13 protein-coding genes and 1 pseudogene are annotated in these 15,823 nt (G+C 35.9%); 3 read left to right on the top strand and 11 right to left on the bottom strand.

Translation table 11 applies throughout. The annotated features are described in order from the left end of the window. Positions 1–92 precede the first annotated feature (92 nt). A complete protein-coding gene (locus tag JMM81_RS08600) occupies positions 93–239 on the bottom strand; it encodes a hypothetical protein (protein ID WP_256241152.1) in 147 nt (48 codons plus the stop codon). A 259-nt stretch (positions 240–498) separates the two neighbouring features. Here JMM81_RS08600 and JMM81_RS08595 point away from each other — a divergent pair, with 259 nt between their 5' ends. Then, positions 499–1,962, top strand: a complete 1,464-nt coding sequence (locus JMM81_RS08595) for a CoA-acylating methylmalonate-semialdehyde dehydrogenase (RefSeq protein ID WP_256241151.1) — start codon at positions 499–501, stop codon at positions 1,960–1,962. 166 nt (positions 1,963–2,128) lie between these two features. Continuing rightward, positions 2,129–3,484, top strand: coding sequence for an aspartate aminotransferase family protein (locus JMM81_RS08590; protein ID WP_256241150.1), 1,356 nt, complete (start codon positions 2,129–2,131; stop codon positions 3,482–3,484). A 97-nt stretch (positions 3,485–3,581) separates the two neighbouring features. Here the strand turns inward: JMM81_RS08590 and JMM81_RS08585 are convergent, their stop codons facing one another. From JMM81_RS08585 to JMM81_RS08555, 7 genes and pseudogenes are all read right to left on the bottom strand, one after another. Beyond that, the gene (locus JMM81_RS08585; RefSeq protein ID WP_256241149.1) at positions 3,582–3,830 is read right to left on the bottom strand and encodes a hypothetical protein; all 249 of its coding nucleotides are present in this window, start codon (positions 3,828–3,830) and stop codon (positions 3,582–3,584) included. A 174-nt stretch (positions 3,831–4,004) separates the two neighbouring features. Then, positions 4,005–4,430: pseudogene (locus tag JMM81_RS08580) on the bottom strand (amidohydrolase family protein); the annotation flags it as partial. A gap of 281 nt (positions 4,431–4,711) precedes the next feature. Further along, positions 4,712–4,876: a hypothetical protein gene (locus JMM81_RS08575; RefSeq protein WP_256241148.1), complete on the bottom strand. Its 165-nt coding sequence runs from the start codon at positions 4,874–4,876 to the stop codon at positions 4,712–4,714. Between the two features lie 40 nt (positions 4,877–4,916). After that, positions 4,917–6,287: an MFS transporter gene (locus tag JMM81_RS08570; RefSeq protein WP_256241147.1), complete on the bottom strand. Its 1,371-nt coding sequence runs from the start codon at positions 6,285–6,287 to the stop codon at positions 4,917–4,919. 256 nt (positions 6,288–6,543) lie between these two features. Further along, positions 6,544–6,702 carry a hypothetical protein gene (locus tag JMM81_RS08565; RefSeq protein WP_256241146.1) on the bottom strand — a complete coding sequence of 53 codons (159 nt, stop codon included), beginning with the start codon at positions 6,700–6,702 and terminating at the stop codon, positions 6,544–6,546. 279 nt (positions 6,703–6,981) lie between these two features. Beyond that, entirely contained in the window at positions 6,982–8,352 is a 1,371-nt protein-coding gene (locus tag JMM81_RS08560; protein ID WP_256241145.1) for an MFS transporter, read from the bottom strand. Positions 8,353–8,843: 491 nt separating this feature from the next. Continuing rightward, a complete protein-coding gene (locus JMM81_RS08555; protein ID WP_256241144.1) occupies positions 8,844–9,035 on the bottom strand; it encodes a hypothetical protein in 192 nt (63 codons plus the stop codon). 211 nt (positions 9,036–9,246) lie between these two features. Between JMM81_RS08555 and JMM81_RS08550 the strand changes: the two genes are divergently transcribed. Further along, a complete protein-coding gene (locus JMM81_RS08550) occupies positions 9,247–9,462 on the top strand; it encodes a hypothetical protein (protein ID WP_256241143.1) in 216 nt (71 codons plus the stop codon). 29 nt (positions 9,463–9,491) lie between these two features. Here the strand turns inward: JMM81_RS08550 and JMM81_RS08545 are convergent, their stop codons facing one another. Genes JMM81_RS08545 through JMM81_RS08535 form a run of 3 tightly spaced genes read right to left on the bottom strand, consistent with a single transcriptional unit; the run spans position 9,492 to position 15,750 of the window. Then, positions 9,492–10,361 (bottom strand): CheR family methyltransferase, encoded by an 870-nt coding sequence (locus tag JMM81_RS08545; protein ID WP_256241142.1) that lies wholly within the window; start codon positions 10,359–10,361, stop codon positions 9,492–9,494. A 19-nt stretch (positions 10,362–10,380) separates the two neighbouring features. Next, positions 10,381–13,614, bottom strand: coding sequence for a response regulator (locus tag JMM81_RS08540; protein WP_256241141.1), 3,234 nt, complete (start codon positions 13,612–13,614; stop codon positions 10,381–10,383). A gap of 33 nt (positions 13,615–13,647) precedes the next feature. Continuing rightward, positions 13,648–15,750, bottom strand: a complete 2,103-nt coding sequence (locus JMM81_RS08535) for an EAL domain-containing protein (RefSeq protein WP_256241140.1) — start codon at positions 15,748–15,750, stop codon at positions 13,648–13,650. Positions 15,751–15,823: the final 73 nt, after the last annotated feature.

Genomic DNA, 15,823 nt, shown 5'->3' with positions numbered 1-15,823 from the left:
GTCTTGGCAGATCTCGTAGAAGCTAAGTTGACAGTGATTGATCCTAATTAGATAATCCATTCCCTTGAAAAAAGTTCCATTACTGACGTTTTTTATTCCCTACCACTTTCATGCTTATTTTCATTAACAAGATTCTTTGCATCTTCTACCATTTGATCAAAAGTTTGATTAACCCGATTCATGAGTTCATCTTGAGAATTACTCTTATGTTGACTACTGTCACTACGATCTTTGTTCAAGTTCAATCACCTCCACTTAAATAACATTTGAAGAAACCAAAAAAATATACAGGTTTTCAACATGTAAATACATAGTAATATGAAGTTTGTCATTTTATATTAAACATCAGAATATCAATGTTATTAATGGAAATAAAAATACATACGTAAAATATTTCCTTCTTTTTTCAATCTATCTAATTATTTATTTCGAATATTATTTATATTAATAATGCTAAGTTATTTCATTGGATGTCTATTTTAAAAAGGGGATATTTACATGACAATTTTTACAAAAAAAGTGAAACAATTAAAAAATTATATTGGAGGCGAATGGATTGGCTCTACTTCCGATAAAACAGAAATTATCATTAATCCAGCAACCGGTGAAGCCCTTGCCGAAATTCGACTTTCTACAAAAAAAGATGTTGACCATGCGGTTCAAGTAGCCCACGAAGCTTTTAAAACATGGTCGAAGACAGCTGTTCCAAAACGGGCCCGTATCCTATTCAAGTATCAGCAGTTACTTGTTGATAACCAGGAGGACCTTGCCAAGCTTGTCACGATTGAAAATGGAAAAAGCCTTTCAGAAGCAATGGGAGAGGTACAGCGCGGGATTGAATGTGTAGAATTTGCCGCTGGTGCACCGTCATTGATGATGGGGAAACAGCTTCCCGATATTGCAACAAACCTTGAATCTGGCATGTATCGCTACCCGCTTGGCGTGATCGGTGGTATTACACCATTCAACTTTCCAATGATGGTCCCATGTTGGATGTTCCCACTTGCCATTGCCTGTGGAAATACATTCGTCTTAAAGCCCTCTGAACGTACACCCATCCTTGCAGCACGTCTTGTTGAATTATTTGAAGAAGCCGGTCTTCCGAAAGGGGTTTTAAATATTGTCAACGGTGCACATGATGTGGTCAATCGTCTCTTAGAACATAAGGATGTCAAAGCCATTTCATTTGTCGGCTCACAGCCTGTTGCTGAATATGTATACAAAACAGGAACAGCAAACTTAAAACGTGTTCAGGCACTCTCTGGAGCAAAAAATCACTCAATCGTATTAAAGGATGCAGATCTAGAACTTGCAGCAAAAGAAATTACTAGTGCTGCTTTTGGATCAGCTGGTGAACGCTGTATGGCAGCGGCTGTCGTTGCTGTGGAAGAAGACATTGCCGATGAATTAATCAGTAAATTAGTTCAATTAGCTAATCATATTACGATTGGCAACGGCCTTGATGACGGGGTTTTCCTTGGACCTGTCATTCGTAAAAGTCATAAAGAACGGACGATTCATTACATTGAATCTGGTATTTCTCAAGGGGCTATACTTGTTCGTGACGGACGTAAAGATGAAGCAGTAAATGGTGGGGGCTATTTCGTCGGACCAACCATTTTTGACTATGTCACACAGGAAATGAAAATCTGGCAGGATGAAATCTTTGCACCTGTTCTTTCAATTATAAGAGTCAAAAGTTTAACTGAAGCGATTGATGTGGCCAATGCTTCAAGGCTTGCAAACGGTGCTTGTCTATACACAGACAGTGCAGCTGCCATCCGTGATTTTCGTGAAACGATCAATGCTGGAATGCTCGGCGTAAATATAGGAGTACCAGCTCCAATGGCTTTCTTCCCTTTCTCTGGTTACAAAGATTCCTTCTATGGTGACTTACATGCGAATGGTACGGATGGTGTTGAATTCTATACTCGAAAAAAAATGCTAACTGCACGCTATTAATAAGTAGATTGTATAAAACCATTATGAATATAGTGCATACAACGAAATTAAGTTTCACACTCTTGATTTTGATGTGATCAATTGAATAGAATAGGTATTTGATTTAGACACCTCAGAAGAAGCCAACCATGTATTTTTGACAAATGTTGCGAGAGGGAGAGAAAATATGTCCATGAAACAGAATATAGGAGAGATCATGGAAACAGACCACAAGTATTTATGGCATCATATGACTCCATATAAAGAAAATGGAGCTCCAACGGTTGCTGTAGAAGGAAAGGGTTCTTGGATCACAGATATAAACGGCGGGAAGTATTTGGATGCGATGTCTGGATTATGGTGTGTAAATGTGGGATATGGCAGAGAAGAACTCGCAAAGGCTGCGTATGATCAGTTGAAAACCATGCCCTATTTTCCACTCTCGCAAAGTCATCTTCCAGCGATTGAATTAGCTAAAAAATTAAACGAATGGTTAGAAGATGATTATGTTATTTTCTTTTCAAACAGTGGTTCTGAAGCAAACGAAGCAGCCTTTAAAATGGTGCGACAGTATCATCAGCAAAATGGAGAACCCAGCCGTTATAAATTTATTTCACGTTATCGTGCCTACCATGGAAATTCAATGGGAGCATTAGCGGCAACAGGTCAGGCCGTCCGAAAATATCATTATGAGCCACTAACCGCTGGTTTTATTCATGTCAGCCCGCCTGATAGTTATCGTCGTCCAGAAGGATTATCGGTTGAAGACTACAACCTGCAATGTGCCTTAGAAATTGAGAAAACGATCATTTGGGAAGGAAAAGAAACCATTGGAGCTATTATTATGGAACCGGCTATTACGGGCGGAGGCATTCTTGTTCCACACCCTATCTATATGGAGAAAGTCCAAGAAATTTGTCAACAGTATGGTGTCCTCCTCATCATCGATGAAGTCATATGCGGCTTTGGCCGTACCGGGAAAAAATTCGGTCATATGCACTTTAAGATCAAACCAGACATCATCACCATGGCGAAAGGGTTAACAAGCGGCTATCTTCCGTTGTCCGCAACAGCTGTTCGTCGTGATCTTTATGAAAAGTTTCAAAATAGTGATGAGTTTGGCTATTTTCGCCATGTGAATACCTTTGGCGGAAATCCCGCAGCCTGTGCCTTAGCATTAAAGAATATAGAGATCTATGAGAAAGAAAATCTTATTGAACGTTCCCGTATATTGGGTGAACGTTTAAGACAAGAAATGAAGGAAGTAGAGAATCATTCTCTTGTTGGAGATATTCGAAGTTTTGGTTTTCTTCTAGGCATTGAACTAGTAAAAAATAAAGAAACAAAAGAACCTATATTCCCTTCAAAAATAGATCAAATTATAGCTGAATGTAAATCCAATGGATTGATTATCGGCAAAAATGGTGCAACGGTAGCGGGCTTTAATAATATCCTTGCGTTGTCGCCACCATTATCGTCTACCGATGAAGATGTAGACTTTATTGTCACAACATTAAAAAAGGCCCTATACAAAGCAATTTAAGCGCTATTCACAAGTGATATAAAATGAGCATTACAAAAAAGTAAAGCTGAAACCCCCAATCTAAAAGGGAATTCAGCTTTATTTTTTTCCCTTCTAACTATTCGCGCTCCATCATCTTCTCATTGCATTCCTGTTGTTGGAGCAATCTCACAGAAAAATACATTCGAGCATTCGGTGTTAATATGTGTAAGGTTTCTCTCTTCATTTCCGTCTTATGACTCTCGCTTTTTTCAAATTCAACAACCGCACCACTCAAATTTTCGATAATATTTTTGATTTTATACCCTTTTTGAATTAAAAAATCAATTCGATCGCGTTCTTGTAAAAACTGTTCGTATTCTGACATCGTCTCTCCCCCTAGAATCATTTCTCACTTACATTCTGTCATCCATAACCCCTAGTACAACGAACAACGACCACTTCTTCTTCGACAGCAATATCCCAAATCCCTTTCTCTATAGATCTGTAGAACGGCAGTAACCTACACCTAATTTCACTCTTATTTGTAATAGAAAAATAGTTAAATCGTTAATGTATTGATTTCAATGCTTTGTTGGTTTACACCATATTTAGCACGTTTTAAATACTGTCCAGCACCTTTTCTTCCGACAAACTGTCTATCACGAATAACGAATTCTCCACGAGATAATACAGAAATAGGCTCCCCTGTCACTTTCATTCCTTCAAACGCGTTATAGTCTACGGCCATATGGTGTGTTTCTGCAGAAATGACTCTCTCCACTGTCGGGTCAAAAATAACGATATCTGCATCCACACCAATCGCGATCGTTCCTTTCTTTGGATAGAGCCCAAATAATTTGGCTGCTCTTGTTGAAATAAGATCAACAAATTAATTTAGAGTAATTCGTCCCTTTTTTACCCCTTCTGAGAATAGGATGCTGACTCGATCCTCGATCATCGGTCCCCCGTTCGGAATTTTGAAAAATCATTCTTTGTAAACTCCATTTTATTCCTATTTTTTTAAAAGAAAATTTCATCTCCTCGCACAACGAACTTTAATAAATATAAATGAATTATATTCTGATTCTTTTGAATATTAAATAAAAAAGAGAGGTTATCTGACATAAAATTTTGTGAAAACGTTAATAATATAATGAAACAAGATTTTATTTTCCATTGAAATCTAATTTTGTATTATTTCCACTAGAAACAAAAAACGCTCTCTATTAGCCTAAATAAGACTAATAGAGGGCGTTGCTTTACGGTTTAATTGTCAACTATACTTACTGTATTATTCATGTTTGGGTAAGAATTCTGTCGTAAAATTTCATTTGCATCAAATACTTCATCTACTAAACCTAGTTCATGTAACTGTTCAATCAGTGTGCTCCATCTTTCTTCCTTCATATAGCAATAAAAAACAAGCGCCAAGCAACATCCAAATTTTGGATGTATCCTGGCACTCTTTACTCTATTCGGTAGATGTTGCTACTTCTTTATTCTTACTTGACTCGATATCCTCATCACTATCAATTAGATTGCTAGCAGAGTATTTATCAGCAATCATTAATAGAGCAAGGGCAGCGACAACACCAATTACTGCAAATATCATGAAACTCATGTAAGTCGGTAAAGTGAGCGTTAACAAGAATCCGCCTAAAATTGGTCCAATCATACCACCTAATCGTCCGATCCCCGATGCTACACCTAAACCTGTTGATCTCATTTCTGCAGGGTAGTACGCTGTTACATAAGCCTGGATAAGAACTTGAGCTCCTGTTGTAGCAGCACCTGCAATCGCTACTAATCCTAAAATCACTAACATACTTCCACCAAATCCAAGTGATGCCAAAGCAATTGCTCCTGCAAGATACGTTGGGATAAGCACTCTTTTAGAACCAAATTTCTCACAAAGTTGACTAAGAACAAGGATCCCAGCAACTGCTCCACTTTGAAGGGCAATAAGGAAACCTAAACTTGAATTCAATCCATATCCAGCTTCAATCATTAACTTAGGCAACCAAGTATTTAAACCATACACCATTAATAGGGCACAGAAGAAGACAAGCCAGAACATAACAGTACTTAAAGCACGACCTTCTTTAAACAAGCCTGCAACAGGAGCTTTCGTTGCCGTTAATTTCACTACTTCAATTTCATCATCTTTACTAAAAGTTAACCCAGGGCTTACTTTAGCTAATGTAGCAAATAGTTTTTCTTTTTGGCCAGTTCGAATCAGATAGCTTGTTGATTCTGGAAGTTGCTTCATCATAAATGGTATAGCCAAAAGTGGTATTCCAGCAACAATAAACACAGACGCCCATCCAAATGTCGAGATTAAAATAACACCAACTGTTGGTGCAAGTGCTCCACCAAGTGCAAAACTGACTAATGTAAGAGAAACTAATCGAATTCTCATTGATTTAGGAGCATAGTCCATTGTCAAAGCGGCAATATTTGGCATAATGCCTCCAAGTCCTAGTCCTGCTATAAAACGAAAGATAGAAAAAGCCACTGCAGATTCAGCAAAACCACATAATAATGTAAATGCGCTAAATAGGAATACATTTAGCATAATAACTTTCTTTCTTCCAATACGGTCAGCCATAATTCCAAATATGATAGCACCAAACATCATACCAAACAGTCCATAACTCCCCATCGTTCCTGCTGCAACAGGAGACAAGTTCCATTCTTCCATCAAGAGCGGTAAAGCTGTCCCGTAGACGGACAAGTCATATCCATCAAACAAAATGATCATAAAACTCCATATGAACAGACTTAAATGAAAGCGGGTAAATTTACTATCGCTAATAATTTTAACTGGATTAATTTTCGCCATTACTATCTCCCTTTCTCCATGTAAACTAATGTCTTAAAACCCTACCTTTTATTGTCAACTATACTTATTGTATTATTCATGCTCGGATAAGAATTCTGTCGTAAAAATTTCATTTGCATCAAATACTTCATCTACTAAACCTAGTTCATGTAACTGTTCAATCAGTGTGCTCCATTTTTCTTCCTTCATATAGCAATAAAAAACAAGTGCCAGGCACCATCCAAAATTTGGATGGTGCCTGGCACTTGTTTTTTATTTAACAGCATTCACTACCTAAAAAGGCGAAACTTCTTCTTTCTTTATCATAATCAAATACTAGACCTTTTGTATATTCTTCTAAATCCTGTTCAATCGCTACTTGGATTTGATTAATGACCTGTACATGATCATTTAATTGAGGCTCATCCAGAGACACTCCAAAATTCGGGCCACCTCAGCCAAAGCCATTAAAATATATGCGAATTCCAGAAGCATTCTGCGACTGTAATACTAAGGTTAATTCATCGCGAGCAATATCAGTAATATTCATATCTCATCACTCCTTTAGATTCTTATAATTTCATTATATACCATATAAGGTATATAGAAGAGTGATTTATTTTCCTCATCACAAAGTTAGTCTTACCGATTTTTTCGGTAAAAAACAAGTGCCAGGAACCACCCAATTTCTGGATGGTGCCTGGCACTCTTTACTCTATTCGATAGATGCTGCTACTTCTTTATTCTTACTTGACTCGATAGCCTCGTCACTATCAATCAGATTGCTAGCAGAGTATTTATCAGCAATCATTGATAGAGCAAGGGCAGCGACAACACCAATTACTGCAAATATCATGAAATTCATGTAAGGTGGTAAAGTGAGTGTTAACAAGAATCCAAACAAAATCGGTCCGACCATACCACCTAATCTTCCGATTCCTGATGCTACACCTAAACCTGTTGATCTCATTTCTGCAGGATAGTAGGCTGTTACATAAGCCTGAATAAGAACTTGAGCTCCTGTTGTAGCAGCACCTGCAATCGCTATCAATCCTAAAATCACTAACGTGCTTCCACCAAATCCAAGTAATGCCAAAGCAATTGCTCCTGCAAGATACGTTGGGATAAGCACTCTTTTAGAACCAAATTTCTCACAAAGCTGACTAAGAACAAGGATCCCAATAACTGCTCCACCTTGAAGGGCAATAAGGAAACCTAAACTTGAATTCAATCCATATCCAGCTTCAATCATTAACTTAGGCAACCAAGTATTTAAACCATACACCATTAATAGGGCACAGAAGAAGGCAAGCCAGAACATAACAGTACTTAAAGCACGACGTTCTTTAAACAAGCCTGCAACAGGAGCTTTCGTTGCCGTTAATTTCACTACTTCAATTTCATCATCTTTACTAAAAGTTAACCCAGGGCTTACTTTAGCTAATGTAGCAAATAGTTGTTCTTTTTTGCCAGTTCGAATCAGATAGCTTGTTGATTCTGGCAGTTGCTTCATCATGAAAGGTATACCTACAAGTGGTAGTCCAGCAACAATAAACACAGATGCCCATCCAAATTGCTCGATTAAAAGAACACCAACTGCTGGTGCAAGTGCTCCACCAAGTGCAAAACTAACTAACGTAAGAGAAACTAATCGAATTCTCATTGATTTAGGAGCATAGTCCATTGTCAAAGCGGCAATATTTGGCATAATGCCCCCAAGTCCTAGTCCTGCTATAAAACGAAAGATAGAAAAAGTCATTGCAGATTCAGCAAAACCACATAATAATGTAAATGCGCTAAATAGGAATACATTTAGCATAATAACTTTCTTTCTTCCAATACGGTCAGCCATAATTCCAAATATGATAGCACCGAACATCATACCGAATAGCCCATAACTCCCCATCGTTCCTGCTTCAACAGAAGATAGACCCCATTCTTCCATCAAGAGCGGTAAAGCGGTTCCATAAACGGACAAGTCATATCCATCAAACAAAATAATCATAAAACTCCATATGAACAGACTTAAATGAAAGCGGTTAAATTTACTATTGTTAATAATTTTAACTGGATTAATTTTCGCCATTACTATCTCCCCTTCTCCATATAAACTAATGTCTTAAAACTCTACCTTTTTAGGTATTACTTGAAACCTACTCTTCATAAAATTTGTTTTTCTTTTAACTACTTTTACTTCAGATAATCTTTTGTACTATAATAATCTAAAAAATATTATAAAATTTTAAATTATTGCAAATACTATTTCTCTACCTTTTACTCTTTAGTATTTTCCTACTATACTGCATTCCCCCTTGTAAATATAATATTATAACTTTAATAACATTAACAACATCAATATATTAAAAATTATAATATAAAATTAACAATTAGTATACTAAAAATTTATAATAATTATTTAGCTATACGTATTATATCTAGTATTAATTGAGAACGCAATACAATTGTGAATAATTTTCAAACTTTTTTAAATAGACTAAAGAAATAGATTTTTCTCCTGAATATTCGACACTTTTCACGTTATTTTTCACTTGAAATTAAGATAAACCCAAAAAGGACCTACCCTTTGGGTAAGTCAAGTGCTTGGTATGCTAACTGATACTTGCCGCCTTCAGCAACTTCTGAATGATATAAAGCCTTAAGAGCGAAATTCTTCTCAAGCTCGTGTTCTTTCATCAACTCTTTTAAACGCTTCTGCAATTCAGTATTATCTTTGATCAGTTGTTTCATTTGCGATTTCATATACTTCATGGGATATCACCTCTTTTCAAATCCTCATCGACCAAGTATACCACTAATCACCTTAGTATTTTATCAACAAATAATGATAAACATGCAAAACTTATCAGATTCTTTAATCTATCATTTCCGATTCTCTTTTCACTTACCAATATTTATCTAGGATAATCCTGTCATAGGAGGAAACAATATGACTAATCTCAATTGATAAGGAGATTTCATCATGTGGAATTGGTTTAAGAAAAACAAAGTAGAAAAAGATCATTCTAAAGAGCTATTAACAAAGTCTCGCGATTATACAGAAGTTCAATTCACAAATGAAAAAACGAAGGCTTCTTTTTGTTTAGCTTACCTATCCACGCTCGTTGATGAAATAATAATAAATGAAAGTGCTCTGAAGGAAAACTTTAGTCACATAGACACGCTATTCCCTCTATAATCGATAATGAACCAACCTACTCCACAAATTCATTTGATCTTCTTATAGAGCTTATTCTTTCTGCTTATGTCTTCATAACTCCCCATTATATCTGTATAGTAAAGGGTTTCTTTATCACCGAGACCAAGAATTCCAAACATGCCTAAGCTTTCATAAAAGAGTTCATGTACCTTCTTTTGCAATGATTTATTAAAATAGATTAATACATTTCTGCATAGTATGACATGAAAGGTATTAAATGAGCGGTCTGTCACAAGATTATGCTGAGCAAAAACCACATTTTTCGTTAAAAACGGATGAAACTTAACTCCATTTTTTGTAACACTATAATAGTCCGAAAATGCCCTCTTGCCTCCCGCTTGCAAATAATTATTTGTATACTTCCTCATATTTTCTAGCGAGAATAAACCACTTTTGGCTGTTTTCAACACATTCGTATTAATATCCGTTGCATAAATTTTCGCATTTTCATATAAGCCTTCTTCATGAAGCAACATTGCCATAGAGTATACCTCTTCACCCGTTGAACAACCCGCATGCCAGATTCGGATAGATGGATACGTGCGCAACAAGGGTACAACTTTTTCCCTGAAATCCAAGAAAAAGAGAGGATCTCGAAACATCTCTGTTACATTGATTGAAAAGTCAGCGATCAGCCTTTGTAAACAGGCAGGATCATGTAGAACCGTATCAAGTAGCCCTGTAATACTCTTTAATTTTTCCTCATGAACTCTGTGCCAGACTCTCCTTTTTACCGAATGATAAGCATAATCTCGAAAGTCATAGCCACACCAATCATATAAACCCTTTAATAACAATTCAATTTCGATTTTCTCTAATTCACTATTAGATGCACTTTGTTTTGAACTTATACTTGTTGTATCCATTGAATCGTTCATACCGTTACAATTCTCCTTCTTATTGGTATAGCCAAACTCTTATTAAAGAGATCAGTTGATCAGGATCAATAGGCTTTACGATATAATCTGATGCCCCTACCTCCATACACTTCTCACGGTCATCTTTCATTGCCTTCGCAGTTAAAGCGATAATAGGTAGATTCTCGAATTGAGGGATTTCTCTTATTCTTTTAGTCGCTTCATATCCATCCATCTTAGGCATCATAATATCCATTAATACTAAATCAATATCCAGGTTTTCCTGTAATAACTCAAGACTTTCAATTCCATTTTCCGCAAAAACAACCTCTATACCACCCATCTCAAGGATACTAGATAAAGCAAATACATTTCGAACATCGTCATCTACAAGAAGAATCTTCTTCCCTTTAAGGCCCGAGGTCAGGCTTATTTCTTCATAATTTGACTGATCACTCATTTTCACCCGTTTACTACTTTCATTTAAATATAGCTCGAGCTCGTCCTTCAATCGTTGTGGAGAATGTTCATTTTTGATGATAATCGTATGAGCGTGCTTATTTAATTGCATTTCCTCTTTTGAGGATAAATCACGTCCCGTATAAACGAAAACTTTTACTTCATTATTTTCGTCACTTTCTTTCATTCTTTCCAATAAATCAAAACCGCTTGTATCGGATAAACCTAAATCAAGAATCATACAATCAAAGTGATTGACCTTTAATTCTTCTATTGCATCACGACCTGTAGAAACAGCTTTGATAATGATATCCATGTCACCAATCAGTTCCATTAAGCTGTTGCGCTGTGTTCGATCATCGTCTACAATCAATAATCTCTTAATGTGACTCTTTTCTATTGCAGACTGTTTTGGTTCCAAATCTAGACTTTCACTATTTTCCAGGTTTGGGGTTGTTTTTTCAATCGAAACAGCAGCCTCATCTGTAGCAAGTATAATGTCTTCCTTTCCTTCACTCTCATAGTCACCTACATAGAAAGAAAATGTACTTCCTTTCCCCACTTTACTTTCAACAACAATCTTCCCACCTAAAAGAGCAGCAATTTCTCTACTAATCGACAATCCCAAGCCTGTTCCACCATAATTACGACTCGTTGTACCGTCAGCCTGTTGAAAGGCTTCGAAAATGAACTCCTGCTTTTCCTTTGAAATGCCTATTCCAGTATCCATAACAGAAAATACAAGAATGTTTTGTTTACTAGATTTTGAATGTAAATCGATTTCTACTGTTACTTCACCTTGCTCAGTAAACTTAAAGGCATTTGATAACAGATTTTTCAATACTTGCTGCAATCGGACTCTATCACTATAAATAAAACGTGGTAAACCTTCTTTTTGTAAAATATTAAAATTCAAATTCTTTTGATTTGCGATCGGTTTAAAACTACTCTCAACAAAGTTCACTAGATCTGTTAGCATGACTTCACTTGGATTCACTTCCGTTTTTCCAGACTCAATTTTTGCTAAATCCAGTATATCGTTTATGAGTAATAATAAGTCATTCCCAGAGGAATAAATGGTTTTTGAGTATTCTACTTGTTTAGGTGTAAGGTTTCCACCTGTATTATCAGATAATAGTTTTGATAGGATTAATAAACTATTTAACGGAGTACGTAGCTCGTGCGACATATTAGCGAGAAATTCTGATTTGTATTTCGAGCTTAATGCAAGCTGCTTTGCTTTTACTTCAAGCTCATCTCTTGCTTTTTCTACCTCTCGATTCGTACGTTCAAATTTCTTGTTCTGTTCCTCTAAACTCTTGGCCTTTTCTTCTAAGTTCGCATTTGTTTCTTCTAGTTCTTCTTGCTGCATTTGGAGTTTTTCCTCGGATTGACGAAGAGCTTGTGTTTGTTCCTCGAGTTCTTCATTTGTCGCTCTTAGTTCCTCTTGTTGATTTTGTAGTTCTTCCGATTGTGCTTGAATTTCCTCCATTAACGTCTGTGATTCTTCTAATAATTGGGCTAATTGAATTCTACTTATAACACTTTCAAGAATAACCCCTACGTCATGTATCAATTCTTCTAAAAAGCTTTGCTGCATTTCACTATAAGGTTTGAATGAAGCGATCTCTAACACCGCTTTTACTTCTCCTTCAAAAAGAATTGGTAATACGTATAGATTGATAGGAGATGCTTCACCTAGCCCTGATGAAACACGAATATAATCGGATGGAACTTGTGTAAGAATAATCGGTGATTTTTCAAAGACTGCTTGTCCAACTAGTCCTTCACCTAAACGAATTGTATTCGAGAGATGCTTCCTTTCTTTGAAAGCATAGGATGAAATAAGTCGATAAATAGGCTCGTTATTCTGTTCATCCATATCTTTCACATAAAAGACAGCATGACTTGACTCCAGCAATGGAACAACCTTTGAAAGGAATATACTCCCTAATGTTTCTAAATTATGTGTGCCACTTAAGCTTGAAGTAATCTCAGCAATATTTGCTTTCATCCAAGTCAGTTCTTGTTCCTTTTTCATTTGTTCTTCTAAAGATTCAGCCATTCGATTAAATGATTTTGCGACCTGATCAATTTCATCATTTGATATTACTTGAATCTTTGTACTTAGATCAGTATTTTCATTTGCTATATTACTCATTATTGTAGACATTGAATTTAATCTAATAGAAAGTGTCCAAATACTTTTAAACAAGATACCCATAATAAGGATTATCCCAACGGCTAGTACAGCTGAGCCTATTATAATTCCATTCTGAAAATCTTTTATTAGCTTTATTAAAGACGATTCCATATTGGAATCAAAGGTATCTGTTATATTCGAAATAACTTCAAAAAAGTCATCATGTAAGGAAACCGAACTCTCATCAATGAGCGCTAATGCTTCTTCCTTTTTTCCTTCAGAGACAGCTGCAATGACTGTGTCTTGATAAACATTAAATTCATTGTTTGTGTTTTTTAAAGTTGCAATCAACTCTTTTTGTTCTGAAGTAGCTTCTTTTGCTTCTAAAAGACTTATCTTGTCCTTTATAGCTTCACTTTCCAATTGCAGAGCAGTTACTTCTTCCTGTATGGCATCCTCATCAGTAAAAACCACTAAATTTCTTAATCGAATTCCTTCATTTTTAATATCCGTATGAATTTGTGCAGCTATAATCGATAAAGCATAGTTTGTTTCTAGTAAACGACTTTCCTTATTGAGATGAGTAATTTGAATCCAACCTGTTCCAATGAGAATGAACAGAAGGAGGGGTAACGTACTAAGTGCCAATAATAGCTTCGTTCTGATTTTCATCCTTGCGCTCCCTTCCTATTTCTATGTTTCACACTAAATAAAGAGCTTATCCCCTTCATGAATACATGTTTCGTATACCATTGCGATTGCTTGTACTCGGTCCGTTACATTTAATTTTTGAAGAATATGTGTGATATGATTTTTAACTGTATGTTCACTGATAAATAGTTGTTCTGAAATTTCCTTATTGCTTAGACCACTCACAATTAATTTAAATACATCCACTTCCCTTGAAGAAATGGAATGTATTTCTTTTATATGATAGATAGCGGCTTCAATGATTTCTTGTTTAAGTTTTTTTTCTTGACTATGATATAAATTTAATAGGTCACTATGATGATTCGACATGGATTGCTTGATCGCTTCATTATTACTTTCTTTTTTATACGAAACCTGATGTTGAGACTTATTGGATAAGAATTCCTCCAAGTCTTTTGCTAATATAGGAGGACTACATAAATATCCCTGAAACTCTTGGCAATGATAATTCCTTATAATATTCAATTGTTCCTCTGTTTCCACGCCTTCTGCTACTACGGATAGATTTAAGCTGTTCGCCAATGAGGAAATGCATTCTACGATTGCCCGACTATGATTCTTATTTTGGGAAATATCTTGAATGAAGGATTGATCAATTTTTATCGTATCGACAGGAAAACGCCTCAAATAATTTAAAGAGGAGTATCCAGTTCCAAAGTCATCAAGACTAATAGGGATCCCTATTTTTCTTAGTTGTTGTAATGTGTGTGTAATCATGTCTTCGTTTCCTAAAATAACGGATTCCGTAATCTCTATTTCTAAAAATTCTGGGTTTACACTCGTTTCAGTTAGAATCTGTTGAATATGATCAACTAAATGTTTTTGTAAAAATTGTTGAGCAGAGAAATTAACCGCGATCCGAACCGGTATAATGGTTTTCTCTTTCCAAGCATGTATTTGTTCACAAACCTTCCTTAGTACCCATTCACCTATTTCAACAATTTGACCAGTTTCTTCGGCTATTGGCATGAACTCTACTGGTGATACCGTTCCCCAACTTGGATGATTCCACCGTAATAAAGCCTCTGCACTCGTTACTTTTCCCGATTCAATACTTACTCTAGGTTGATAAACAAGTACAAGCTCCTCTCTTTCAATCGCTTTACGCAAGTCGTTCTGCATATGGAATGCACGGTAAGATTGAATATTCATTCCCGAGTGAAACACTTTATATTTATTCTTGCCTTGTTCTTTCGCACGATGTAATGCTACATCAGCGCTCTTTATAATCGAAATAGAATCTTCACCATCATAAGGAAAGATACTTAATCCAATACACGTTGTCATAAATAATTCATAACTATCAATAAAAAAAGGCTTTTTAAATGCCTCCAAAATATTTTCGGCCACCACTAGAGAGCTCTCCCGATCCGTTTTTGGTAGGATAATATTGAATTCATCGCCACCCACTCGTGACACGAAATCGCTTTCTCTTACAGCAGAAACCAATCTTTTGGCAATTTCTAAGAGTAGTTTGTCTCCTATAACATGGCCAAGCGAATCATTTACATATTTGAATCGATCCACATCTAAATACATAACCCCGAACGTTTGGTTCATTTTCTTTGCTTGATTCAAATGTAAGAGTAATTGGTCGTTAAACATTCTTCTATTTGGTAAATTCGTTAAACCATCATGATAAGCCATATATTCGATTACTTTATTCTTTTCGGAAAGCTCATCAGCTTGCCTAATCAGTTTTTGCTTCATTCGATACAGCTCAACGAACCCTTCAACCTTTGACTTTAAAATAAAGGGATCAAAAGGTTTACGGATATAGTCAATCGCTCCTACAGAATAACCCATGAAAATATGCTCTGAATCCATATGATTTGCTGTAATAAATAAGATCGGGATGTTTTTTGTTTTTTCACGTGTCTTGATGATCTTAGCTGTTCCAAAACCGTCCATTCCTGGCATTTGAACATCTAATAGAATAGCTGCGAAGTCATATTTCAATAAATATTTAAGTGCTTCTTCACCTGAAAAAGCTTTAATTAAATGATAATCATCACTCTCAATAATAGCCTCCAAAGCTAATAGATTTTCAGGGCGATCATCTACTAAGAGAATATTAATTTTTTCTTCCATTTTCATAGCGCATAAACTCCATTCCCAATAGGTACATATTCTTATATATTAGAATATCATAATTATAGTAAATGGGTCA

The sequence above is a fragment of the Bacillus sp. V3B genome, from assembly GCF_024494465.1.
In the GTDB taxonomy this organism is placed as follows: domain Bacteria; phylum Bacillota; class Bacilli; order Bacillales; family Cytobacillaceae; genus Bacillus_BD.
The sequence above is the reverse complement of the archived record's forward strand: the minus strand, read 5'-3'. Positions and strand labels throughout refer to the sequence as shown.